Raw genomic sequence first — 23,257 nt, 5'->3', positions numbered from 1 at the left:
AGGCTGAGGCGTGGCCGAAAAAACGAACCGATCCCGACGGTGGCTATTGATTGGTGGCGGTGCCGCGATTGCTGCCGGGTTTGCGATCAGGCAATACAGACTGATCCCTGAAGATCACAGCGGTGGCCGGATCAGTGTGGCCGACGCCCATGAGCAGGCCGCGGACGGGCGCGTTCTGCTGGTTGATATCCGCACACCGCGCGAGTGGCGCGCCTCGGGAATAGGCGAGGGCGCGGTACCGCTGGACATGCGCCGCGAGGATTTCGTCGACGTTCTGACACAAATGACCGGCGGTGATCAGGCTGCGCCCGTGGCGCTGATCTGCGCCCGAGGGGTGCGGTCCGCGCGCCTCAGCAATCGTTTGATTGAAGCCGGATTCACAAATATCATCGACGTACCCGAGGGTATGTTGGGCTCGGCGGCCGGGCCGGGATGGGTAAGGACCGGTTTACCGGTCCGTAAATACAGTGAGGATGCAGGATGATCAGGGAAATCAGCCTGGCAGCAGTATTTGCCTTCACCGCGCAGTTGGCCTTGGCGGATTGTGCTGATCAGGGGGAAATTTGCGAAACATCCTTGGGCGCGTATCACATCGAATTGCCCGGTGCGGAAAACCCGCCGTTGTTGGTGTTTCTGCACGGGTATGGCGGCAGTGGATCTGGCACGATGCGAAATCGCGGGATGGTCGAACCTCTGCTGGCGCGGGGGTATGCTGTGATGGCACCGGAAGGTTCGGAAAGGCCCAACCGGGGCGGCAGAAAAAGCTGGAACTTTATTCCAGGATTTGGCAAACGGGATGAAACCGCCTTTCTGTCCGAAGTGGTTCAGGACGCGGAAAACCGGTTCGGAATCAATGCGGACCGGGTCATGCTGGGCGGGTTTTCGGCTGGTGGCTTTATGGTCAACTATCTCGCCTGCAAGGCGCCCGAGACATTTTCGGCATATGTTCCGGTGTCCGGAGGATTCTGGAGGCCACACCCGGAAACCTGCAAGGGTCCGATCCGGATGTTTCATACCCATGGCTGGACGGACAACGTGGTACCGCTTGAGGGGCGCGTACTGGGCGGTGGCCGGTTTCGGCAGGGCGATATCTATGCCGGGCTCGAAATCTGGCGCGAGGCAAATGGCTGCGTCGATCACAAACCGGCCGGCTTTAGCACAACGGGGAATTTTATGCGCCGCCGCTGGACCACCTGTGCCAAAGGCAGCGCGCTGGAGTTTGCCTTGTTCCCGGGCGGTCATACAGTTCCAGCCGGTTGGGCTGATATGGTCGTGGATTGGTACGAAGGGCTTCCCGGCAGCTGATCACTCTGCCGGGGTCATGTTGATCTTGCCTTCAACCAGTTGCTTCAGCTCGGCTCGGTAACGGCGGGCCGACCGGGTGATGGCAGGTTCGCGGAAATCCTCGCGCATTCCGACCATCCGGCGTGCGGCACCGGCCGAAACACCGCTGAGTGCCGATAGCGGAATGGCAAGTGCGAGACTGATGGCAATCGGAGCCAGCCAGATCGAGACCAGCCCGGACAGGATACCAACACTCAAGGCTATGCCACTGACGGTTTCCAATGCGTGACACAGGATCAGCGTGCGCAATCCGTAACTGCCACCGTCGCGTGCTTGCGGCGACCAGCCCCGCTGAATGCCAAGCGCTGTCCGGAAAACGGCGATCATCTGTTGCACCATCAAGATCGGCGCATACAGGATCGACAGAATGACCTCGGCCAGAAACGAGGTCAGGAACTTGAGGCCGCCTCCGAACTCGGAATAACGCACACCGCTTAGCGGCAAAGCCAGAACTCCCAGCACCTTGGGTGCCAGCAGCATTGCATACATCACGAGAATGATCAGAACGTGCCGGGTTTCCGACATTTCCGGCCATTGCGGGAACAGCGGATTATCGGGGCTGAAGTAATGCAGGACAGAGGCGTCTTTGCCCTGACCGATCAGTGCCCACATCAACAGCAGCGCAAACCACAGCGGTGACATCAGGTATCCTACGGCACCGTGGAACATGTGAAAACGCGAGACGGCCCGGAATCCAGTCGAGCCCAGCAGTTTCAGGTGTTGCAGGTTGCCCTGGCACCAACGCCGATCCCGCATCGCATGATCTATCAGTGTGGGGGGCGTTTCCTCGTAAGATCCCCGAATGCGCGGCAGGAACCGCACCGCCCATCCGGCACGGCGCAGCAATCCAGCCTCGACGAAATCGTGGCTCATGATCAGCTTGTCCTGACCGTTGAACGCACGCAGCTTGGGCAGTCCGGCACTGGTGGCGAAAGCCTTGGTGCGGATTATGGCGTTGTGGCCCCAATAATTGCCCTCTTGCCCGCACCAGCGCGCCAACCCTTCGGCAAAGGCGATGCCATAGACCCCATTGGCGAATTGTTGCATCCGGGCAAATACCGATTGCGCGCCGATCAGTTGCGGATAGCTCTGGATCAGCCCGGCACCGGGATCACGCGCCAAAGCATCGGTCAGCCGGTGTATGGCGCGACCGGTCATAAGGCTGTCCGCATCCAGAACCAGCATCGCGTCCCAGTCTGCGCCCCAGCGACTGACCCAGTCGGCGATGTTACCCACCTTGCGGTCGGTGTTCTGCTCGCGGCGGCGGTAATACAACTCCAGCCCCGGGGCGAGCGTGGTGCGCAGGGCTTCGACGCTGGCTTGTTCCTGTGCCGCGATTTCAGGGTCGCGTGTGTCGGACAGGATGAACATGGCATAGTGATGCTGCCCTCCGCGTGCCTGCAAATCTTCAAGCATGGTGCGGGCGTTGCCCAGTACGTTCCATGGCACTTCGTTGTATACCGGTGTCAAAAGGGCCACGCGTAGGGGCTGTGCTGTGCGCTTGCGCTGCGGACGATCCTGTCGCGACAGCGAAACCATACCCAGCAGAACGGTGCAGACCGTGAACGAAATCCAGAAGAAGTTGAACGAGATAAGCGCCAACAGGATGCCCTCGATCAGATTGATTCCCTGGGCGCTGAACCAGTCGCTCATAATCCACAGCAGGCCCAATGTCGCCACCATCGCCGGTGAAAACGCAAGCGCGCGCCAAAATCCAGTCGCGCCCGTGTCTGTGCCCGACGGGGCATCGGCATCGTGGAACCCCACGTTGAAATTCTGCGCGGGCATCGCCAGAGGTGCTTCAGGCGGCATGATATGCAGATCGCGGTTCATATGGTCCATCGGTAAAGCCACACCTCAGAGGCGGGCTGTTTGTCTTTCAGCAGTTGCGCGCGCAATTCGACATGATCGCGCCCATCAGGCTGGAACGAAAACGCCAGACGCAATCCACCCGTATCCGGGTTGCGTTGCAGAACACCGTCCGAGGTTTCGGCATGAGGGGAATCCACGAAGACACTGATCGCCTCGATATCATCGAACAAATCGCTGCCTTCGAAATCGATGACGGCCAAACGCCCCTCACCGAAGGTGTTTTCGCCCATGGCGGTGTTGGTCACCCGTGGCATCGGAGTGCGCTGAGGCTCCTCACCCCAGATCAGACGATAGGACAGATCAACCCGACTGCCTGCCGCATAGGGCTCTGCCGGACGCCAATAGGCGACGATGTTGTCATAGATTTCCTGATCGGCCGGTATCTCGACCAGTGTAACGGTGCCTTTGCCCCAGTCGTCCCGAGGCTCGACCCACAGACCCGGGCGCTTGTGATAATTCGCCTCAAGGTCGGCATAGTCCGAAAACTCGCGCTTGCGCTGCATCAGCCCGAAGCCGCGCGGGTTCTCGTCAACGAAAGACGATATTTGCAGGCGGGCCGGGTTTGCCAGCGGACGCCACAACACCTCGCCCGCGCCATTGCGGATCAACAGCCCGTCGCTGTCGTGGACGGCCGGACGGAAATCGTCGAACCGGCTGTGGTTGGTCTGGTCGAACAGAAACATCGAGGTGCCCGGCGCGATACCTACATGAGGTAGGTCTTCGCGGGGAAACAGCGTGGCCTCGACGTCGATAATGCAATCCGCCCCCGCCGTGACATTGAAGCGATAGGCACCAGTCACGCTGGGACTGTCCATCAGCGCATGTACGACCATATTCCGATGGCCGGGCTTGGGGCGCTCCAGCCAGAAACGGATGAACTCAGGAAATTCCTCGCCATCCGGGTCGCCTGTTTTCAGGGCGAGACCGCGTGCCGACAGACCGTAGACCTCGTCCAGACCAATAGCGCGGAAATAGCTGGCACCCTGCCAGACGCAGAACTCATCCGTCTTGCCGGGTCGGTGCATCTCGGTCCGCAGCCGTAGGCCTGAAAAGCCCAGAGTCTCGTCGATGGGCAATTGCGGCACATCTTCGGATTTGTCGAACATCCCCAGATCGAAATCGACTGGTGTTGTCATGCCATTTTCGACCGTTTCCACCTTGATGGTCCGGGGGAAATACAGGCCCGGTGTGAAGAAATCGACGTTGAATGGCGTTTCGGTTTCGTACCACAACGCCCGGTCCAGCCGAAAACGGATCGAGCGATATTGTTCGTAAGTCAGATCCTGCCATTCTTGGGGAACCATTTCGCGTTCCGCATAGGGGCGGCTGGCCAGTTCGCGGGCCAGTTCGATCACGTGGTCGCGGTCAAAGGGGACTGCGCCCCCGGTCGCATAGGCCGATGGGGCAAAGGCCAAGGCAGTCGTCGAGACTAGGAATGCGCGACGGGTGAAATTCATCTCTTCAATTTCCAGGGTTGAGACTTAAACCAAGCTGCCAGATAGGCCACACCGATGATCATGGCAAAGCCAATTATGTTGGCGACAAAGACGGTGGCAACATCCCGCCCAGCTTGATCGAGGGCAACGCCGATAAGTCGTGCTGCTGCCATGGAAAATACAAACACCGCAAGGGATTGCTGACCGACTTTGGTGATGACAGTCAGAAGGAATTGCCAGACACGCGCGCCTATTCCGTGACCCGTCGCTATCAGGCGGTGACCATGTTCGCCTGCCGCGACCCAGCCCAGATAGGCCAGTGACAGAAAATGGACATATCGCAGCGCACCAAACTCGGTCTTGTCGCGCAATTCGTCGGTCAGTGGCCAGATCTTTCGGATCGCAGCGCCCAACTCAGGCGCAGCGCTGTTAACCCAGAGGAAGACCTTCCAAGATCCAAACGGAGCTGACAGGATCAGGAACAAGGCAGCCGCCCAGACCAGAGATTTCGATACTGGTGGAGCGGGAATCCATCCGCGCATCAAGGCAAATCCGGTGAAGAACAGCAATTGCCAGCCAAACGGGTTGAAAAACCATTGCCGATCCGACCAAGGCTCGGCCGGAAGGGCCAGCGCGCCGGTCTGAGTGATGCACCAGATGGTCACAGATGCAGCCGCCATCAGCCAGAAACTGACACGGTACAGCGCGATGTAGAGCGGCATCAGCGCCAGTACCACCAGATACATCGGAAGGATGTCAAAGTAGTTCGGTACATAAGTCAGGGTAAAGATCCCCACCATCTGCGGGGCGGGATCATTGAAGAAATGCTGAAGGTTCAGGGACGAGACATAGGTTTTCCCGAACGCGCCGGTCAGGTCCAGCGCTGCCATTGTCATGGCGACAAAGAAGAACAGGGCAATATGGGCCCAATAAACCTGCCAGATGCGATAGGCCACTCGGGCCGTGCCCATCCACCAGCCTTTGTACAGGAACGCCCCGCCGAAGGCGATGGCCGAGGCCATGCCCGAACAGAACACGAAAATCTCGGTTGCGTCCGAATACCCAAAGCGCGCCGGGATCCAATTCGCCCAAGGATCATTGGGAATGTGGGCGATCAGGATGATGAACATCGCGATGCCGCGATAGAAATCCAGTCGCGGGTCACGCGTGCGAGCGGGGGCCGCAGCCGGGGCTGCGACGGGTGCAAAATCAGCAGCGGGCGATATGGTCGCCATACGGTCTCTGTCCTTCTTGGTCGTCTTGTTATTCGGCGGGGACGCTTTGCATGTCTCCGCCGTCGCGTGCCGCATCAATCAGGGCGCGGCGCGCGATGGCATAATTGTCTTCACCCCCGGCGCGCTTGGCGCGACGGTCATCCAGAATGCGTTCAACCGCATCAAGACGACCGGCCCGAAGCCCGGAATCGATGGTAATGCGTTCAAATACATCACGTTGCGCGTGACTGCCACCAGCCAGTTGAATTGAACCGCGCGCCGCCAACAGGTGATCAAATGCCGTGCCATAATGGCCGTCACCAAAGGCTTCAAGGCCCATGGCGGCCGCGACACCGGGATCGGCCATACGGCGGGTGGTGTCGTCATTGGCACGCGCTGCATCCTTGCTCATGCGGTTCAGCATTTTGGCTGTGGCGTCGACGCGATTGTCGCCTGTCAGTGCCAAAAGGTAATGCAGATCGGCGAAGATCAGGCAGCCGTCTTCGGTGCGCGCAGCACTCAGGTCAGCCAGTTCTTCCCAGCGATTTCCAACGTTTACGCCTTCTAGTTCAAGCCGCATCAGCAACGAAGTTCCGTTTGAGATGTCGCGGTAATCGTCGGTTTTGTCCTTGCGGACGTGATTGTCATACAGGTCCATCACCTGATCGACCTGACCAAGATCCAGATGCATCAGGGCCTTGTGCCACCAGACGTGATAGCGGAAGTTGTTGCAATGGGCCCAGGCCGCCTCGCGCCCGGCCAGCCAGTCAAGGCCCAGCTGCGCGTTGCCGGTCATTTCATGGACATGGGCCACCGCGTGCAGACCCCAGGCATCGTCGGACACCATCCAAAGCGCCTGACGTCCTGCGATTTCGGCCTTTTCATAAGCTCCGGTTTCTTCCAGCGCGAAGGAATGGCAGCCCAGCAGATAACCCCGACCGGGGTGATCGGGTTCATATGCAGGCATCACCCGTTCGATCGAACGGCGCATTCCGTCCGGATCGCCCAGAACGAAACGGGTCGCGTGGCTGAGTTTCATCGCCAACGTATCCTGCGGATGATCGCGCAGGACCGCTTCGAACTTTTGCACCGCCTGTGTCAGTTGGCCCGCCAGATACAGCCCCAAAGCATCGACAAACAGCCGCTCGCGCGCCGAGACGGGCTGTCGTTTCATCGCAGCATTGGCAGCCGCCAAAGCCTCGACTGCAACCGCCATCATCTCGCGCCGACCGAGAAGGGCCATGAACAGGCCTTTAACGGCATGGCCCAAAGCAAAATCGGGCTCAAGCTCCAGCACTTTGCCCAGATGTTGGGGCGTAACCGCGGCATGTGCCATGAACCCAAGCAGAACACCATTCCAGGCTTCGACAGCTTCCGGCTGCGCCAAGGTGTTCATCTGTCCAAAAACGTCTTGTTTCATACTTGGGTCCAATCTGATTGCGGTATTTGACACTGTTTGATGTAACAGAGTGTGCGAGAGCGGCGTATCAGTATCGACCCCGCTCTCGAATTGGTGAAATGTCGTGTGTGAAAAAGTCGAAAAAATCCGCCGATTCAAAGGCATGTTTCAGCAACTTGCCGCCTAGTTGTGCAAGTGTTTCAATCGTCGAACGGGTTTTCAGCGTTTAATACCCAGTCAGTGTCCGCCCCGCAGGTGGGTGGTGCGCTGCGATATGTTACAGGCGTACGTGACAGGTTAAGGGGATTCCCGATCAGGTTCACCTTACCGGGCTGGGCCTGCATCGAAATCTGCATATTTCGTGCTGCTACCTGTTCCGTGTCAAAAACCTGATCCAGCGTCTGGACCGGACCCACGGGCACTTTCACGGCTTCAAGACCGGAAATTACGGATTGCGTATCCAGCCGTTGAACAGCCGGTCGTAGAATGGCGTTCAGCGCATCACGGTGTTCCAGTCGCGCTGGGTTGGTCACAAATCTGGGGTCGTCGGCAAGTGCGGGTTGTCCCAGGAAACCGCACAGCTTTCTGAACTGGCCATCATTTCCAACCGCCAGAATGACATGCCCATCGGATGTCTCGTAAACGTCATAAGGCACGATATTGGGGTGCCCGTTTCCGCGGCGTTGCGGAACGTTGCCAGAAGTCAGGTAATTGACGCCCTCGTTGATCAGCCATGCGATCTGAGAATCAACCAGTGCCAGATCGACCTGCTGACCTTCACCGGTCAGGTCGCGGTGGCGCAGTGCGGCCAGAATACCAACGCTCGCATACATTCCGCACATCACATCAGCGATTCCGACCCCCACTTTCATTGGCGCGCCTTCCGGGTCGCCGGTCAGGGACATGATCCCTCCATAGCCTTGCGCCATCAGGTCATACCCGGGCTTGCTGGCATTTGGTCCGGTTTGGCCGTAACCCGAGATCGAGCAGTAAACGAGGTTGGGGAAGTCCTGTGACAGGGTGGCATAATCCAGTCCATATTTAGCCAGACCGCCAGGTTTGAAATTTTCGATCAGAATATCCGCGTGCGCGGCCAGCCGCCGGATTTCCGCCTGACCTTTCTCAGTCGCGATATCCAGTGCCACGGATTTCTTGTTTCGGTTCGCTGACATGAAATAGGCGCTCAGGTCCGAGCGGTTGCCGTCGGCATTGGTCACATAGGGCGGACCCCATTGCCGCGTGTCGTCGCCCCCGGTGGCAGGGTTTTCGATCTTGATGACGCTTGCGCCCAGATCACCCAGCAACTGCGTGCAGGTCGGCCCGGCCAGAATACGGCTGAGGTCCAGAACCTTGACGCCCTTCAGCGGGCCCTCAGATGCGGCCATCGTATCCTCCACGGTCGATTTCAGCGGCGATGACGGTAAATGTCTCGGCCTTTACAGCAGCTTCAAGTGCTGCGCGCAACTCTGCCCGGTTGCGGACAGTGTGGCCGTTCCCACCAAATGCACGGCCCATGGCGGCGAAGTCATGGTGGCCGAAATCCACGCCATTCTTGCCCATCTGCCGCTGCCGCTGTTTCAACTCGATAAGGGCAAGGCTGGCATCTACGAAGACAAGAAAGATCGGATTGCCGCCCATTTCAGCCGCCGTCGACAATTCCCCGGCGACCATCAGAAACCCGGCATCACCCGAAAAGCTGATCACCGGGCGGTCGGGCTCGGCCAGTTTCAGACCAATGGCCATTGGGACAGCACAGCCCATGGTGCAGAGCGCTGAGGATTGGATCAGCCCACGTTCCTCGCTGCAGTCCCACATCTGGCTCAGCAGAATGCGATGCGCGCCGCTGTCGGCGGTTGCCAGCGTTTCGGGGCGCAGGGTAGCGCGCGTTTCGGCGATGACCGCTGCGGGTCCCCAGTCCTCATCAGTGGGAAAGGCCTGTGCCAGAGCAGATTTGACCTGCGCGGGCTCACCACCCGGCCACGTTGCGCGGGCAGGGTTTCCCTTGGCGATGGCCTCCAGCGTCTCGCCCGTGTCGGCCACCAGATTAAGACCCGCCTGATGCATGTAGTGGTCATTGATCACCGCGGATATATCGATGACGCGCTTTTCTTCGGGGTCCCAGATTTCGCGCCAGCCGGGGCGCATTTCGATCGGGTCATACCCCAGACACAGCACCAGATCGGCGTGTTCGACCAATGGGACAAGGTGCTTGTCTGCCAATGGCGACAGGCCAGCGCCGCCCAGACACAAAGGGTGATCTTCGGGAACAACACCCTTGGCCTTGTAGGTGGTCACAAATGGAATTCCGAAATGTTCCAAAAACGCCTGCACCACACTGCGCGAGTCGTCATAGAGGACATCGAGACCGATAATGGCGATGGGGCGCTCGGCCTCCGCCACCCAGCGCCGGGCCTTTTCAAGGCATTCGCCATTGGGGCTGACAGGCGCGACCTTGGCCAGACGGCGGCGTTTCACACCCGTCACCGGCGTATCGGCGACCGAGATTGGAACATCGATATGGACCGGGCCCGGTCGCGGCTGCGTGGCCAGCGACACCGCCTTGTCTGCGATGATATCCGCTCCCTTGGCCGTCAGTGTAAACGTGCCCTTGGTGATGGAACGGTAAACCTGGCTGTGGTCCATAACCTGATGGGTATAGGTCAGCGCTTCGTCCGCATCGACGCAACCGGTCAGAACGATCATCGGAACACGATCCTGCAACGCATTGGCCACCACGTTGATGCCGTTCATCGCGCCCGGACCCAAAGTGGCAACCAGAATCGCAGGCGCGCCGTCGCGGTGATGCACGGCCTCGGCCATGAATCCGGCCGAGTTTTCGTGCTTTGTCAGATGAAAGGCAATGCCCGCCTTTTCAAGCGCATCCACCAGTGTCAGCACCTCACCCCCCGGCATTCCAAAGGCGTGGCGGCACCCCGCTTCGTACAGGCGTTGGGCCAGAAGATCGGCGGCGCGCGGCGTGGGGTCCTGCATCAGTCATGCTCCGAGATAACCGTTTCGAAGCAGATTGCGGAGGACGCCACCAGACGCAAGGCGGATCACGTCAGTGTGACTATTTGACTGCGTCTTCAGCGACGGATTGAAAGGTTTTATCCAGTTCCGCGGCAATGTCCTGCAAGGCTTGCCCGCCTTCCGCCATGTAAGGGTCAAACACGAAACTGGGGGTCTTGTAAGACAGGGTTGCGGTTCCGTCCTCGTTCTCGGTGACATAGAAACGGATCGGTGCTTCGATCATCGCATTGGTAGAGGTTTCCAGCACCCTTACGGCGTAATCGTTGTTGAACGCGCCAATCACCAGATTGCCCGGAATGGTGATCCCGCGCGCCGCAGCTGCCTTGGTGGGTCCAGCCTGCGTCACCACTATCAATCCGTTGTCCTTGATCGCAACCTTGGTTGCATCGACCAGTTCCGAGTAGGTCTTGTCCGCAGGAAACACAGCCCATCCGGCCGGAACGTCCTGCGCCCAAACGGGTAAAGCGATCAGGCAAAGCAAGGGAATGAGGGCTTTCATTGTCACGTCTCCTGTATTGAGGTGCACCCTGTGTGCCAGACCTGACCGACCCGCGACATCACAAACCCGTGTTCATGTGCCCGTGCGTTACTTCCGCCGCATCTTCAACAGGTAGATATCCATGATCCAGCCATGTTCGGCGCGGGCTTTCGCCCGGGTCTCAAGGATATTCTGCGCAACCTCATCCAGCGGGCCACTGATCAGAACCTCTTCTTTCATACCCACATAGGCGCCCCACCAGATGTCATAATCTGCCAAATCAAGGGTTTGGAACGAGCATTCGCCGTCCAGCATCACAGCGACGTTCGAGGCCGCATCAGGCCAGCCTTCATCCCGGATACGACGACCGGTTGTGACAACGTAGGGCGCGCCCAGATCATTGATCGGAATCGCATGGGCAGCGGTCAGCGCCTGCAAGGCGGTGATGCCGGGGATAACCTTGGTATTGGGTTGCGGGTTCAACCGGGCAGCGATGCGCAGTGAGCTGTCATAGAGGGACGGATCCCCCCAAATCAGCAGCGCGACATGCTGCGCCTCTGGATGAGCGGCTATGGCCGCTTGCCAGCGCAGGGCGATGGCGTCGTGCCATTCATCGACACCGCGCAGGTAGCCATCGTCGGCCCGGCGCTGGGGAATATCGAAATAGGCAATCTGCGGCGGCGTTTCGGCGACACGCTCGATGATCGCTTCACGCAGCCCGGCCAGATCAGCCTTGTTTTCCCCCTTGCGTGGAATCAGGATCAAATCCGCCGCCCGGATCGCCTGCGCGCCCTGAAACGTTACATGATCCGGATTGCCGGTACCGATACCGATCAAGCTCAGATCAATCATCGTCGAACTCCGCCAGCGGACCATAAAGGATCAGCGCCGGTGCTTTGCCAATCTCGGTTCTCAGCTGCTCTGCCAGCGCGCCAATCGTGGCGCGTTGCAGCTTTTGCTCGGGGGTCGAGACGGATTCGGCCATAAGCGCCGGAGTATCCAACGGCAATCCTTGCGTGTGCAGGGCTTCGACCAGCAGGGGAAAGGTGCGCTTGCCCATGAAAACGACGGTCGTGGCCTGCGGATCAGCCAGCGCTTTCAGGTTCAGGTCGTCGGGCAACTCACCACTGACGTCATGGCCGGTCACGAACTGGACCCGCCGGGCCGTGAGCCTGCGCGTCAACGGAATGCCTGCGGCCGCTGCCGCTGCCACTGCTGAGGGGACGCCGGGAATGATCTCATAGGCGATACCAGCTGCGCGCAGGGCGACAAGCTCTTCCTCTAGCCGTCCGAACATACCGCCGTCGCCGGATTTCAGGCGCACCACATGCTGACCGGACTGCGCGTAATCCACCAACAACCGGCTGACATGGTCCTGCTTGGGGGACGGACGACCGGCCCGCTTTCCGACGCCAACCAGATCCGCATCGTCGCGCGCATGGCTCAGGATCGGGCCGCTGCTGAGATCGTCGAACAGGATCGCATCGGCCTTTTGCATCCGGTCCACCGCCTTGAGTGTCAGCAGTTCCGGATCACCGGGGCCAGAGCCGATGAAAGAAACAAAGCCGCTCATGCCGACGCCTCCGCAATCAGGTGAAAGAACGTGCCAGTGACATTGCCACGCAGTGATCCGGTTTGCGGACCTTCTTCCCCTTCGGCGTCAAACACGCGTGCCAATGGGGCGTCCGGTTGATCCACGATCGAGGAATAGTGGAACTCGTGCCCGCGCAAGGCTGCGCCTTTGGCAAAGCCGGGCATGGGGGCCAACAACTCGGCTTTTCTGTAGCCAAGATTGAACTTGCGCTTCTGGTAGGATGTGACGAGCCCCAGCAAGCCGGCCATTTCATGTTGCACGCCGTCCTTGTCGATCAGCGCCTGACCAAGTGCCATGTAGCCGCCGCATTCTCCGTGCACCGGCTTTGTTTCCGCATGTTTTCGCAAACCACTCAGGAAGGTGGTGGCCGCTGCCAATGTTCCGGCGTGCAATTCGGGGTACCCGCCGGGCAGCCAGACCAGATCGGCATCCGCCGCCGGAGGTTCGTTCGCCAAGGGGGAAAAAGGCAAGATCTCGGCACCCGCATCGTGCCACCCCTGCAAAAGGTGGGGGTAGGTAAAGGAAAAGGCGGCATCGCGGGCCAGCGCGATCCGCTGGGCGGGGGGGCGCGGCAGCGCGGCTGACGATGGCCCGCCGGGGCCTGAGGAAGCCGCCCGCTTGATTGCGTCAAGGTCCACATGTTCTCGCAAGAACGCGGCATAACCTACAATGGCGCTTTCCAGATCGGGATGTTCGACCGCCTGAATAAGTCCCAGATGCCGCTCGGGCAGGGTCAAGTCACCACGCCGGGGCAGGACGCCCAGAACAGGCAGGCCCGCGCGCTCCATCCCCAGACGGGTCAGGCGTTCATGGCGGGGGCTGGCGCATCGGTTCAGGATCACTCCGGCAAAGGGCAGGTCAGGATTATACATCCTGAACCCCAGCGCCGTTGCCGCCGCTGATTGTGCCTGCCCGCCCACATCCAACACAAGTACAACGGGCCAGCCCATGCGCAGGGCGGTCTCGGCGCTTGAACCGTGCCCAACTTCGCCGGGCTTTGCGACACCGTCGAACAAACCCATCGAGCCCTCGGCCACCACAATGTCAGCGCCTTCAGCCTGAGCGGAAATAGCGCTGAACAGGGGATCCGTCATTGCCCAGCTGTCCAGATTGAACGAAGCCCGCCCGGCAGCCGCCCGGTGAAAGGCGGGATCGATATAATCCGGCCCACTTTTAAAGGGTTGCACGGTCAGGCCATCTTCGGCCAGCGCGCGCAAAAGGCCCAGCATGACCGTCGTCTTGCCGGTACCCGAAGAGGGTGCTGAAATCAAAATACCCGGAGGGTTAGTCATCACCATGGCTCCAGCTTGACCAAGGGCTGTCGGCACTTTGTGGGCGATAGCGGCGGTCGTAATCTCTGGAATAAAGACAGCTTTCGTCAAAACCCTCACCGGCCAGCGCGGGGCCTACCATGATCAAAGCCGTGCGCGAGATGCTTTCGTCCAGCGACCCTTTCAGGGTTTCCAGCGTTGCGCGGATGATCTTTTCATCCGGCCAGCTTGCGCGATACACAACGGCCACCGGACAATCGGCGCCATAAGCCGGGATCAGGTCTGCGATAACCTTGTCCAGATTGCCGATTGACAGATGAATAGCCAAAGTCGCGCCGGTACGGGCAAAATTCACTAGCGTTTCACCTTCGGGCATGGATGACGCGCGCCCCGGCGTCCGGGTCAGAACCACCGATTGCGCCAGTCCCGGCAGGGTCAGTTCGGTGCCCAGGGCCGCTGCGGCGGCGGCAAAGGATGGTACGCCAGGGGTCACACTGACCGGAATGCCCATTTCTTTCAGGCGGCGGATCTGTTCGCCCATCGCCGACCAGACTGACAAATCGCCCGAATGCAGCCGCGCCACATCCTGACCCGCTTTATGCGCGACTTCGATCTCGGCCATGATCTGGTCCAGATCCATGGGCGCAGTGTTGACGATTTTTGCGTCTTTGGGGCAGTGGCTCAGAATCTCCTCGGGCACCAGTGATCCGGCATATAGGCATACAGGACACGAGGCGATGATGTCGCGCCCGCGCAATGTCAACAGGTCTGCAGCGCCCGGTCCGGCGCCGATGAAATGAACGGTCATGTTTGTCCTCCGATGGCGATGGCGCAGGTGGCCAGCCGGTCGTCCGAAATGTGTCTGGGTGAAAGCAGCCGCGCGCCGGACCCGGCGGCGGCAAGGGCGGATGCTTCGGCTACGCTGCCGGTGCCATAAGCGGCACGGCTGCGGTTAGAGCATGTCAGGGTGCGTTGTCCGGCCAAATCGGCAGCCGCCACGAAATGCAGCGGAAGGGCAAGGCTTTCCGCAAAGGCCGCCAGCGCAGAGTGGCCGCTTTTGTCGGCAACCGTCGCCAGAGCTTGGACATCATGGCTGGCCGCTGCCGCGTCATAGGCGGCGCGCAAACTGTCTGCCGTCGCGTCTGATGAAAAGCCCAAGCCTGCCACGATCATAAGGTCACGCTCCACTGCACGACCGGATAGGCAGCCTTCCAGCCGCGCCGCGGTCCGAGCGGTGCAGAATGTGCCAGTTCGATCCGCAACAGGTCTCCGCCCAGGTCTTGGTGCCATCGCGCCAACAGTGCTTCGCTTTCCAACGTTACCGCATTGGCGACCAACCGGGTGCCAGCGGGCAGGGCGTCGCGAAGCCACGCCAGCAGACTGGGGCTGAGCCCACCGCCGATGAAAACCACGTCTGGCAGGGGCAAACCGGCCAGCGCTTCGGGCGCGGTACCGTGGACAACCTGTAACCGATCCTGCCCCAGCGCGTCGGCATTGCGACGAATGCGTTCGGCCCTGTCTGCGCGGGGTTCGATACTGGTGGCGGTCAGGGTCGGGTCACACATCAGCCATTCGATGCTGATCGAACCAGTGCCACCGCCGATATCCCACAGATGCTCGCCCCGCTGCGGGGCCAGTGCGGACAGGGTCAGTGCCCGGATCGGGCGTTTTGTAATCTGACCGTCGGTTTCAAAAAGATCATCTGGCTTGCCCGAGGCCTTGGACAGTCCCCGCCCAGTGCCGGTCACTTCCAACCCGACGCAGACGGGATGATCGAAGGTTCCCAGCAAAGCTTCGGTCAGGCTCACTGTCTGGACGCTTTCACGCGGGCCGCCGAGGGCCTGCATCACATGCAACGCGCTGTCGGCAAATCCGGTTTCGCTAAGATATGTCGCCAGTTCAGCAACTGCCTTGCCGTCACGCAATAGCACAATGGCATGAAGTCCCGGGGCCAGATGCGGCCGCAATCGGGTCAAAGGCGCAGCGTGCAGGCCAAAGGTCAGCGTGCTTTCCAAAGGCCAGCCCAGCCGCGCGGCGGCCAGCGAAAATGTAGACTGGCCGGGCAGGGCGGTCCACTCTTTGGCATCAAAGTTACGCGCGATGACGGACCCCGCGCCAAACCAGAACGGATCACCTGACGCCAGAACCACCGTCTGCCGTCCGCGCAGGCCTTTCAGGATCGGCAATCCGTCCGAGAACGGCACCGGCCATTCGACCCGCTCAGCCTCGTTTTCCGGCAGCAGCGACAGGTGACGAGGCGGCCCCATGATCACTTCGGCCCGGTCCAGCACTTGACGGCTTGCAGGCGACAGGCCATCAAGCCCATCTTCGCCCAATCCCAAAACGGTCAGCCACGGAGATTCAGACATGCCCAACCTCCTGATTCTTGGCGGCACGACCGAGGCCAACGCTCTGGCCAAAGCTGTTGCGGAACAGGGGATTGCGGCTGTGTATTCTTATGCGGGACGGGTGGAAACCCCGCGTCCGCAGCCGTTGCCGGTGCGAGTTGGCGGGTTTGGCGGCCCGGAAGGTCTGGCCCACTACATCCGTGAAAACGCGATCACCCATGTCGTGGATGCGACCCATCCATTTGCGGCGCAGATGAGCCGGAACGCGATTGAGGCGTGTCACACAACTCAGGTTCCACTGGCCGCCTTGACCCGCGCGGCGTGGAAGCTGCAACCCGGCGATGTCTGGCACCGCGTGCCCGATATCACTGCCGCCGTCGATGCGCTTGCAGGTGATCCGCAGCGTGTGTTCCTGGCTGTCGGGCGTATGCATCTTGAAGACTTTGCAGCCCAGCCCCAGCATCACTACCTGCTGCGTCTGGTGGACGAGCCTGACAGCGTGCCTTTTCCTTTGGCGCAGGTTGTCGTGGCCCGGGGTCCTTTTGCAGAAGCCGATGACTGCGCATTGATGCAGCAACACAGGACGCAGCTTGTGGTGTCCAAGAACGCGGGCGGCTTGGGTGCGCGCGCCAAGCTGGACGCAGCGCGGGCGCTGGGCCTGCCAGTGCTTATGATCGAGCGCCCTGTTCTGCCTAAGCGGACCGAGCTTTCGGCTGTCACACAGGTTCTGGACTGGGTGTCTCATCCCTGATCCTCGACCGGGGTGAAGCGTGGCGTATAGACGATCGGCGTGCCTTTGCGTTCGATGACTCGGGTGCGCGACGAACCGACAATAACCACGGTCTGCATATCCGCCATCTCGGGCGTGGCCTCGGCAAGAGTAGAAACCCGGATCACCTCATCCGCTCGTGACACGGCGCGCGCAAACAGGATCACCCGCTCGGGCTCGCATTCTTCGCGTAGGATTTCCAGTGTCTTTACAAAGCCTTCCGGGCGAGACTTCGAGCGGGGGTTGTAGAATGCCATCGAAAAATCGGCCTGCGCAGCCAAGCGCAGGCGTTTTTCGATCAGTGCCCAAGGCTTTAGGTTGTCGCTAAGGTTGATGGCGCAGAAATCATGCCCCATCGGAGCGCCCGCGCGGGCAGATGCGGCCAGCATCGCGGTGATCCCCGGCAGCACATCTATCTGAATGTCACGCCATTCTGTTGGGCCATTCTCCAACGCTTCGAACACCGCTGCCGCCATTGCAAACACACCGGGATCGCCCGAGGACACAACAACCACCCGCCTGCCTTCGACCGCCATTTGCAGCGCGTGTTGCGAGCGGTCGATTTCAACCCGGTTATCACTGGCGTGCAGGGTCAGGCCGGGGCGGTCGGCCACGCGGGCCACATAAGGGATGTAGCCCACCACATCGGTGGCGTCGGCCAAAGCCGCTGTAACTTCGGGGGTGACCAGCGCCTCGTCCCCCGGACCAAGGCCTGCGATCTTGACCCAGCCGCTCATGGTCGGCGCCCCTGACCATGAACAACGATGATCGAGAAATATGGGGTGATCTTCTCGCAGGCCTCAGACAATTTTGTCACCGCCTGGTTCGGCATCTGCGCGTATTCGACAATCCATGCGCGGTCATACAGACCAGAGGTTTTCAGCGCGCGTTTCACCTTGTCGATGTTCCGCCCGATTTTCATCACGACCAAGGCATCTGTCTGCGCCATGCGTTCAGCCAGAACTTTCTCGGGCAGGGTGCCGACCAGCACGGTCAGCACATCGTCCCCCCAGGTGATCGGATCGCCCGTGGCCGTCCACGCACCGGACATACCCGTGATGGCTGGCACAACTTCAACCGGAGCTTCGTCACGCAACCGATTGTAAAGATGCATGAACGAGCCGTAAAAAAACGGATCACCCTCGCACAGGACCACCACATCCTCACCCTGTGCCGACAGCGTCTTCAGGTGTGCTGTGCACTCTTCATAAAACGCCGCCAGCAATTCATTATAACGCGGATCGGTGACCGGAATCTCGGTGGTCACAGGGTATTCCATCGGGAATTCAACCGCGCCTTCGGGGATCATCCCGTTGACGATTTTGCGGGCCTGACCGCTGCGACCCGGTTTGCGAAAGAATGCCACGTGCTTGGCGTTGCGCAGAAGGCGATCGGCCCGGACACTCATCAGATCCGGGTCACCGGGGCCAAGGCCCACGCCGTATATGGTACCCATTTTCATTCCGCCCGGCTTGCGATGGCGTTGATGGCTGCAACGGTGATGGCGCTGCCACCCAGACGGCCTTTGACAATGCAGGACGGAACGGGTTGCGCCTGCCACAACGCGTCTTTGGACTCCATCGCTCCGACAAATCCGACCGGGCAGCCGATGATCGCAGCAGGGCGCGGGCAATCGGGGTCTTCCAGCATGTTCAGCAAGTGAAACAGCGCGGTGGGCGCGTTTCCGATGGCGACCAGAGCACCTTCCAGATGCGGTCGCCAGAGTTCCAGCGCAGCGGCCGAACGGGTGTTGCTCATTTCGGCGGCAAGAGGGCGCACGCGTTCGTCATGTAGGGTGCAGATCACCTGGTTGTCTGCAGGCAGACGGAAGCGGGTCACACCCTCGCTGACCATGCGCGCGTCACACAGGATCGCCGCGCCGTTTTCCAGCGCCGTGCGTGCGGTCTGCACAAATCCGGGTGAGAAATGTACAAACTCCTCCAGCCCGACCATGCCGGCGGCGTGGATCATCCGAACGGCGACCTGCTCTTCATCGGCATCAAAGCGGGTCAGATCAGCCTCGGACCGGATGGTGGCAAAGCTTTCCTTGTAGATCGCCGCGCCATCAGTTTCGTAAGTGTGGGGCATCAGGTGAAGTCCATGGTCATGAGTGTTTCGGGGGCGAGCCCGCGTTGGCAGGGCTCATCCCCTGCGCGGCCCTTTTTGACAAGATCAAATCGCCCGTTGTTTCCGACCACTGTGATGTCGGCCGGGCCCATATGGGCGCATCCTTTGGCGCAGCCCGAGACATGCAGGCGACCGGGAATACGCTGGGCCAATGCACGGGCGATGTCGCGGGTTTCCACTTGCGCTTGCGGGCAGAAAGGCGCGCCGGGGCAGGCGTCGGTTGTCATCATCGGATCGGCTCCGTCCGTGACAAAATCCGGGGCGGGTATCGCCGCCCCGCTTTCCAGCAGGATCAGTCGCCACGGGGTGACACGCAGGGCTGAAGCGCCGCTGGCTTCAATCAGTTCACAAAGCTTGCGCGCAGGCAGCGAGCCGAACGCCGCGCCATAGAGAGCACCCAGTTCACAGGGGCCGGGTTGCAGTTTTTCACCGACAGGACCGGGGGCAAATCCCTGCCATTCCTGTGGCAACGCGTGGGTGACCCGCGCCATGCGACGTGTCTCGGCCGTATAGGTTTGGGCAAACCATCGGGCCAGCGCGATCACGTGGTCAATGGCGTCATCCTCGGTCACACGTCGCCCGGTTTTGCAGCCGTCGGCGCGCAGGATCAGACCGTCGGCACCCAGTTCCAGACGAATATCTGCGGAATCTGAGGCTAACAGGCGCTTCGGGCCTGTATCTATGGCAAAACCAAACTTAGCGGGCAGAGCAGGCAATTCGGCCAGTCGATCAATCAACTCCTGTGTCAGCCGCGCGGTCAAATCGCCCGCCTGATAGAGCGGTGTAACCAGAATATTGCGGCGTACTTCGATGCCGGGTTCCGCATCAAGCAAGTTCAGCGCCGCAAGTTCCACTAGCAACGGCTGGTGGTCGCGCTCATCCACGCCGCGCAGTTGCAGGTTGGCACGATTGGTCAGGTCGATGGTGCCATTGCCGAACCGTTCAGCCAGTTCGCACAAACCAATAGCCTGCCTGGCATTCAGTCGCGCCAGACGCGGACGGACCCGCACGACCAGCCCGTCGCCTGACATCATCGGACGATGCGCGCCGGGACACCATCCTTGAACGATAGGTGCACTCATCCCAAACCCTCCAAATCGGCCCGGATCGAATTCCGGCGTGTGTTCCAAAGCCCCGCTTCCAGCAGTGCACGGAACCTGTCTTGCATGGCCTGATGGGCCTTCGGGTTAGCCTCTTGCAGAAAGGCATCAACGGCCTCATTGCCCAATGTGGCTTCGTGGTAGAGATCAAACAGATGCGGAGCGACAGTGCCCGACAGATGTGCGAATGAGGCCATGTGATCCAGCGTCGCCGCGATCTCGGCGGCGCCGCGAAACCCATGGCGCTGCATCCCGGCAATCCAGCCGGGGTTGGCAGCGCGGGCATGAACGACGCGGCTGATTTCTTCCGGCAGAGTCCGGGCGCGCGGATTATTGGGGTTGGTGTTGTCCAGATGGTAAAGCTGAGCGGTGCCACGAGTGATGTTTTTGGCGGCGGCAAAACCGGCTTCATGCGTGGCATAGTCGTTGGCCAGCAGCAGGTCAGTTTCCGTCAGATCCTGGAGGTGAACAAAACTGTCGGCATTGGCGACACGATCCGTGATTCCCGCTTTGTCTTGCGCAACGTGCTCACCTTCCAGCGCGTACGAGCTGGCCTCAAGCCATGCCTCCCCGGCTTGGGCGCGCGCCTCGTCCGTATAGGTCTCGGACAGATGGGTCATGTTCAGGCCGTAACTGCCGGGTGCCGGGCCAAACACCCGCGCAGCCGGGGCGTGACCGGCATAGGGGTTCCAGTCAGTCGCTTCATCACGCTCTGACAAAGCCCGGACCGCCTGACCATAAAGGGCTGACAACGTAGGGAACACATCGCGAAACAAGCCTGAAACCCGCAGGGTGACGTCCAGGCGCGGGCGGCTCAGGTCGGTGATGGGCAGCACTTCAATACCCGAAACCCGCTCGGATCCCTTATCCCAAACCGGCTTTACACCCAGCAGGTGCAGGGCCATGGCGAATTCTTCGCCCGCAGTGCGCATGGTGGCCGATCCCCACAGATCGACAATCAGCCCTTTCGGGTAATCGCCTTCCTCCTGCAAGTGCCGCCGTACCAGTTCCTCGGCCAGTTTCACGCCTTGCGTGTAGGCTGCGCGGGTGGGCACAGACCGCGGGTCGGTGGTGAACAGGTTTCGCCCGGTCGGCAGCACGTCAGAGCGGCCCCGATAGGGCGAGCCGGACGGGCCAGCCTCGATCCGCTTGCCAGCCAACGCATTGATCAGTGCCTTGCGTTCGGCATGGGCGGATGGGGCTGGGTCGAAACTGCCGATCACATCCGGAACACGCCCATAGACGTGCAGCCCGTCGCCAAACTGGCTTTCTTTGATATCGCAGACAAAGCGGTCGATGCGCGTGATTGCTTCCGCGGTGCTGGTGGCCTGGTTCAGGCCCAGATCGTGCTCCAGCCCAATGGCTTGCGCCTCATCCCGGATATCTTCCTGCAACCGGTCACGGCGTCTGGGGTCAAGGCCGTCCGCGTTTGAGAACTCGTCCAGCAGGGCTTCCAGTCGCACCATCCGGTCAGGCGTTCCGCTTTCTTTCATGGGGGGCGGGATGTGGCCCAGGGTCACCGCGCCGATCCGGCGCTTGGCCTGCGCGGCCTCACCTGGGTCGTTGACGATGAACGGGTAGATCACCGGCAGGTCACGGATCAGCGCCTCGGGCCAGCAGTCTGCTGATAGGGCGACCGATTTGCCGGGCAGCCATTCCAGTGTGCCATGCGCACCGATATGGATCAGCGCGTCCGCGCCAAGACCTTTGCGCAGCCACAAATAGAAGGCGACATAACTGTGGCGCGGGGTGCGCAAGAGGTCATGATAGTCGTCATCCCGCAGCTCAGGTGTTCCGCGTTCTGGTTGCAGTGCGACCAGTGCCTTGCCGCGTCGCAAAGCCGTGAAGTGAAACGCGCCATGAGCGAAAGTTGGGTCTTGCTCGGGATTGCCCCATACGGTGTGCAGATCGGTGCGCAGGATCTGGGGCAATTCTGCGAGTGCACTCAGATAATCCTCAAGCGGCCACGATATCCGGGCCTCCAAGAGTGTGTCGGCAATTGGTTCGCCAGCTGCTGTGTCGTAGCCTTCACCGCAAAGATCAGACAACATCGCCTCAGCCGAGGCCAGTGCGTCGAGACCGACCGCATGGGCCATTTGCCAGTCTTTGCCCGGATATGTGGACAGTACCAATGCGGGAATCTGATCTGCCTTTGGTTTGTCATTCAGGGCAAGCCAGCCCGATACCCGGTCGATGATCGCCTCGATCCGGTCCGGCTCGGCCCGATGCGCAAAACGCGAGTATTCCAGATGCGGATCGCGCTTGCCCGGCTCTTTGAAAGAGACAACGCCTGCCGATATTCGCCCGTCCACTTCGGGCAATACCACGTGCATGGCGAGGTCGGCGGGTGACAGGCCGCGTTCCGCCTCGGCCCAGGCCTTGCGTCGCGAGGTGGCGAGGGCGACCTGAAACACCGGCACATCCGCTGCGTCCAGAGGCGACGTGCCGGATGCGCCCTTGCCCGAGAATGAAGTGGCGTTGATGATCGCCGATGGTCTCAGGGCAACGACCTGTTCCCTGAGCCAGTCGGCAGCGACCGGGGCCTTGAGTGACGGGGCAAACAGACCCACCGCCTGGAGCCCGCGGGCGCGCAGGCTGCGGATCAGGGCCGCGACCGGGGCGGTGTCTGCGGATGTCAGATATGCGCGGTAGAAGGTGACAAGGATGCGTTTCGCATCGTTATCGAACGCGGAATCCACCGGGACGACACCCTGATCCGGGCACCACGCACCGCATTCGGGCAGGGTTTTTGCGCCTATCACTGGCCCGGCATAAAGCCCTGCTGCCAGCGCCATCTGGGCCAATGCGGCCTGCGCGGCGACTTCGCCGCCGGTGTCACACAGATGTGCCAGCCGCCTCAGGGTCGAGAGGGGCAGGGTCGAATACTCATCCAACCGAGTGTCTTCGCGCCCATCCGCCGGTAAAACGGCCAGAGCGATGCCTTTGGCCTGCGCCAGTGCCAGAACCTGTTGCAATCCGTAAGACCAATAGGGCACGCCACCGATCAGACGGATCAGGATGCCCTTTGCGCCTTCAAGTGTCTGTTCGACATAGGTATCGACGGACAGAGGGTGCTTCAGCGCCGCAAGATTGGCCAGCCGCATCGTGGGCATCCGCCCCTCAGGCCCGCCGCCGCGATGCCAGCCCGCCGCGAAAGCGCCCAGGTCACTGTCGGAAAAGGACAGCACAACCAGATCACCCGGGCTTTGGCCCAGATCGGTTGGGGTCTCGGTTTCCTCGAGCCCGTGGCTTTCGCGAAAGACGACGTGCATGAC

General features: G+C 60.8%; 21 protein-coding genes. 3 read left to right on the top strand and 18 right to left on the bottom strand.

The window, feature by feature from the left end; genetic code table 11:
* The first annotated feature begins 10 nt into the window (after positions 1-10).
* Positions 11-484: a rhodanese-like domain-containing protein gene (locus ACR0M3_RS04310; protein ID WP_480485185.1), complete on the top strand. Its 474-nt coding sequence runs from the start codon at positions 11-13 to the stop codon at positions 482-484.
* Positions 481-1,305 carry a CE1 family esterase gene (locus tag ACR0M3_RS04305; RefSeq protein WP_480772921.1) on the top strand — a complete coding sequence of 275 codons (825 nt, stop codon included), beginning with the start codon at positions 481-483 and terminating at the stop codon, positions 1,303-1,305. The genes ACR0M3_RS04310 and ACR0M3_RS04305 overlap by 4 nt, the downstream gene beginning before the upstream one ends.
* On the opposite strand, the gene mdoH is transcribed toward ACR0M3_RS04305, so the two are convergent.
* The 13 genes from mdoH to cbiE all read right to left on the bottom strand — a co-directional run bounded on the left by mdoH (position 1,306) and on the right by cbiE (position 16,007).
* Positions 1,306-3,177 (bottom strand): glucans biosynthesis glucosyltransferase MdoH, encoded by a 1,872-nt coding sequence (mdoH, locus tag ACR0M3_RS04300; protein ID WP_480772953.1) that lies wholly within the window; start codon positions 3,175-3,177, stop codon positions 1,306-1,308.
* Positions 3,174-4,673 carry an OpgD/OpgG family glucan biosynthesis protein gene (locus tag ACR0M3_RS04295; RefSeq protein WP_480772920.1) on the bottom strand — a complete coding sequence of 500 codons (1,500 nt, stop codon included), beginning with the start codon at positions 4,671-4,673 and terminating at the stop codon, positions 3,174-3,176. The genes mdoH and ACR0M3_RS04295 overlap by 4 nt, the downstream gene beginning before the upstream one ends.
* A complete protein-coding gene (locus ACR0M3_RS04290) occupies positions 4,670-5,887 on the bottom strand; it encodes an OpgC family protein (RefSeq protein WP_480772919.1) in 1,218 nt (405 codons plus the stop codon). The genes ACR0M3_RS04295 and ACR0M3_RS04290 overlap by 4 nt, the downstream gene beginning before the upstream one ends.
* Positions 5,888-5,915: 28 nt before the next feature.
* A complete protein-coding gene (locus ACR0M3_RS04285; protein ID WP_480909820.1) occupies positions 5,916-7,286 on the bottom strand; it encodes a tetratricopeptide repeat protein in 1,371 nt (456 codons plus the stop codon).
* 179 nt (positions 7,287-7,465) lie between these two features.
* Complete coding sequence (locus ACR0M3_RS04280; RefSeq protein ID WP_480909819.1) at positions 7,466-8,650, bottom strand: CaiB/BaiF CoA transferase family protein; 1,185 nt, start codon at positions 8,648-8,650, stop codon at positions 7,466-7,468.
* Positions 8,637-10,256 carry a thiamine pyrophosphate-binding protein gene (locus ACR0M3_RS04275; RefSeq protein WP_480909818.1) on the bottom strand — a complete coding sequence of 540 codons (1,620 nt, stop codon included), beginning with the start codon at positions 10,254-10,256 and terminating at the stop codon, positions 8,637-8,639. Before ACR0M3_RS04275 ends, ACR0M3_RS04280 begins: the two co-directional genes overlap by 14 nt.
* A 79-nt stretch (positions 10,257-10,335) precedes the next feature.
* Positions 10,336-10,794 carry a DUF302 domain-containing protein gene (locus ACR0M3_RS04270; RefSeq protein WP_480484235.1) on the bottom strand — a complete coding sequence of 153 codons (459 nt, stop codon included), beginning with the start codon at positions 10,792-10,794 and terminating at the stop codon, positions 10,336-10,338.
* Positions 10,795-10,881: 87 nt separating this feature from the next.
* Entirely contained in the window at positions 10,882-11,625 is a 744-nt protein-coding gene (gene cobF / locus ACR0M3_RS04265) for a precorrin-6A synthase (deacetylating) (RefSeq protein ID WP_480909817.1), read from the bottom strand.
* Positions 11,618-12,346, bottom strand: a complete 729-nt coding sequence (gene cobA, locus ACR0M3_RS04260) for a uroporphyrinogen-III C-methyltransferase (protein ID WP_480830353.1) — start codon at positions 12,344-12,346, stop codon at positions 11,618-11,620. The genes cobF and cobA overlap by 8 nt, the downstream gene beginning before the upstream one ends.
* On the bottom strand, positions 12,343-13,665 hold the full coding sequence (locus tag ACR0M3_RS04255; protein ID WP_480484232.1) for a cobyrinic acid a,c-diamide synthase CobB: 1,323 nt from the start codon (positions 13,663-13,665) through the stop codon (positions 12,343-12,345). The genes cobA and ACR0M3_RS04255 overlap by 4 nt, the downstream gene beginning before the upstream one ends.
* The gene (gene cobM, locus ACR0M3_RS04250) at positions 13,652-14,446 is read right to left on the bottom strand and encodes a precorrin-4 C(11)-methyltransferase (RefSeq protein ID WP_480909816.1); all 795 of its coding nucleotides are present in this window, start codon (positions 14,444-14,446) and stop codon (positions 13,652-13,654) included. The genes ACR0M3_RS04255 and cobM overlap by 14 nt, the downstream gene beginning before the upstream one ends.
* The gene (locus tag ACR0M3_RS04245; RefSeq protein WP_480504562.1) at positions 14,443-14,811 is read right to left on the bottom strand and encodes a cobalamin biosynthesis protein; all 369 of its coding nucleotides are present in this window, start codon (positions 14,809-14,811) and stop codon (positions 14,443-14,445) included. The genes cobM and ACR0M3_RS04245 overlap by 4 nt, the downstream gene beginning before the upstream one ends.
* The gene (cbiE, locus tag ACR0M3_RS04240; protein ID WP_480504564.1) at positions 14,808-16,007 is read right to left on the bottom strand and encodes a precorrin-6y C5,15-methyltransferase (decarboxylating) subunit CbiE; all 1,200 of its coding nucleotides are present in this window, start codon (positions 16,005-16,007) and stop codon (positions 14,808-14,810) included. Before cbiE ends, ACR0M3_RS04245 begins: the two co-directional genes overlap by 4 nt.
* On the opposite strand from cbiE, the gene ACR0M3_RS04235 reads away from it, so the two are divergent.
* On the top strand, positions 16,006-16,737 hold the full coding sequence (locus tag ACR0M3_RS04235; RefSeq protein ID WP_480909815.1) for a cobalt-precorrin-6A reductase: 732 nt from the start codon (positions 16,006-16,008) through the stop codon (positions 16,735-16,737). The genes cbiE and ACR0M3_RS04235 overlap by 2 nt on opposite strands.
* Here ACR0M3_RS04235 and cobJ read toward each other — a convergent pair.
* From cobJ to cobN, 5 genes are read right to left on the bottom strand one after another with little or no spacing between them, the layout of a single operon-like run.
* The gene (cobJ, locus tag ACR0M3_RS04230; protein WP_480909814.1) at positions 16,728-17,492 is read right to left on the bottom strand and encodes a precorrin-3B C(17)-methyltransferase; all 765 of its coding nucleotides are present in this window, start codon (positions 17,490-17,492) and stop codon (positions 16,728-16,730) included. The genes ACR0M3_RS04235 and cobJ overlap by 10 nt on opposite strands.
* Positions 17,489-18,217 (bottom strand): precorrin-2 C(20)-methyltransferase, encoded by a 729-nt coding sequence (locus ACR0M3_RS04225; protein WP_480909813.1) that lies wholly within the window; start codon positions 18,215-18,217, stop codon positions 17,489-17,491. Before ACR0M3_RS04225 ends, cobJ begins: the two co-directional genes overlap by 4 nt.
* A complete protein-coding gene (locus ACR0M3_RS04220) occupies positions 18,214-18,843 on the bottom strand; it encodes a precorrin-8X methylmutase (RefSeq protein ID WP_480909812.1) in 630 nt (209 codons plus the stop codon). Before ACR0M3_RS04220 ends, ACR0M3_RS04225 begins: the two co-directional genes overlap by 4 nt.
* Positions 18,843-19,964: a cobalamin biosynthesis protein CobG gene (locus ACR0M3_RS04215; RefSeq protein WP_480909811.1), complete on the bottom strand. Its 1,122-nt coding sequence runs from the start codon at positions 19,962-19,964 to the stop codon at positions 18,843-18,845. Before ACR0M3_RS04215 ends, ACR0M3_RS04220 begins: the two co-directional genes overlap by 1 nt.
* Positions 19,961-23,254: a cobaltochelatase subunit CobN gene (gene cobN / locus ACR0M3_RS04210; protein ID WP_480909810.1), complete on the bottom strand. Its 3,294-nt coding sequence runs from the start codon at positions 23,252-23,254 to the stop codon at positions 19,961-19,963. The genes ACR0M3_RS04215 and cobN overlap by 4 nt, the downstream gene beginning before the upstream one ends.
* Positions 23,255-23,257 lie beyond the last annotated feature (3 nt).

This window comes from Ruegeria sp. O5 (assembly GCF_056535105.1).
The sequence above is the reverse complement of the archived record's forward strand: the minus strand, read 5'-3'. Positions and strand labels throughout refer to the sequence as shown.

Coding starts and splice junctions, on each gene's coding strand:
- ACR0M3_RS04305 (WP_480772921.1), top strand. CDS start 481: ATGATCAGGGAAATCAGCCTGGCAGCAGTATTTGCCTTCACCGCGCAG.
- mdoH (WP_480772953.1), bottom strand. CDS start 3,177: ATGAACCGCGATCTGCATATCATGCCGCCTGAAGCACCTCTGGCGATG.
- ACR0M3_RS04295 (WP_480772920.1), bottom strand. CDS start 4,673: ATGAATTTCACCCGTCGCGCATTCCTAGTCTCGACGACTGCCTTGGCC.
- ACR0M3_RS04290 (WP_480772919.1), bottom strand. CDS start 5,887: ATGGCGACCATATCGCCCGCTGCTGATTTTGCACCCGTCGCAGCCCCG.
- ACR0M3_RS04285 (WP_480909820.1), bottom strand. CDS start 7,286: ATGAAACAAGACGTTTTTGGACAGATGAACACCTTGGCGCAGCCGGAA.
- ACR0M3_RS04280 (WP_480909819.1), bottom strand. CDS start 8,650: ATGGCCGCATCTGAGGGCCCGCTGAAGGGCGTCAAGGTTCTGGACCTC.
- ACR0M3_RS04275 (WP_480909818.1), bottom strand. CDS start 10,256: ATGCAGGACCCCACGCCGCGCGCCGCCGATCTTCTGGCCCAACGCCTG.
- ACR0M3_RS04270 (WP_480484235.1), bottom strand. CDS start 10,794: ATGAAAGCCCTCATTCCCTTGCTTTGCCTGATCGCTTTACCCGTTTGG.
- cobF (WP_480909817.1), bottom strand. CDS start 11,625: ATGATTGATCTGAGCTTGATCGGTATCGGTACCGGCAATCCGGATCAT.
- cobA (WP_480830353.1), bottom strand. CDS start 12,346: ATGAGCGGCTTTGTTTCTTTCATCGGCTCTGGCCCCGGTGATCCGGAA.
- ACR0M3_RS04255 (WP_480484232.1), bottom strand. CDS start 13,665: ATGGTGATGACTAACCCTCCGGGTATTTTGATTTCAGCACCCTCTTCG.
- cobM (WP_480909816.1), bottom strand. CDS start 14,446: ATGACCGTTCATTTCATCGGCGCCGGACCGGGCGCTGCAGACCTGTTG.
- ACR0M3_RS04245 (WP_480504562.1), bottom strand. CDS start 14,811: ATGATCGTGGCAGGCTTGGGCTTTTCATCAGACGCGACGGCAGACAGT.
- ACR0M3_RS04235 (WP_480909815.1), top strand. CDS start 16,006: ATGCCCAACCTCCTGATTCTTGGCGGCACGACCGAGGCCAACGCTCTG.
- cbiE (WP_480504564.1), bottom strand. CDS start 16,007: ATGTCTGAATCTCCGTGGCTGACCGTTTTGGGATTGGGCGAAGATGGG.
- cobJ (WP_480909814.1), bottom strand. CDS start 17,492: ATGAGCGGCTGGGTCAAGATCGCAGGCCTTGGTCCGGGGGACGAGGCG.
- ACR0M3_RS04225 (WP_480909813.1), bottom strand. CDS start 18,217: ATGAAAATGGGTACCATATACGGCGTGGGCCTTGGCCCCGGTGACCCG.
- ACR0M3_RS04220 (WP_480909812.1), bottom strand. CDS start 18,843: ATGCCCCACACTTACGAAACTGATGGCGCGGCGATCTACAAGGAAAGC.
- ACR0M3_RS04215 (WP_480909811.1), bottom strand. CDS start 19,964: ATGAGTGCACCTATCGTTCAAGGATGGTGTCCCGGCGCGCATCGTCCG.
- cobN (WP_480909810.1), bottom strand. CDS start 23,254: ATGCACGTCGTCTTTCGCGAAAGCCACGGGCTCGAGGAAACCGAGACC.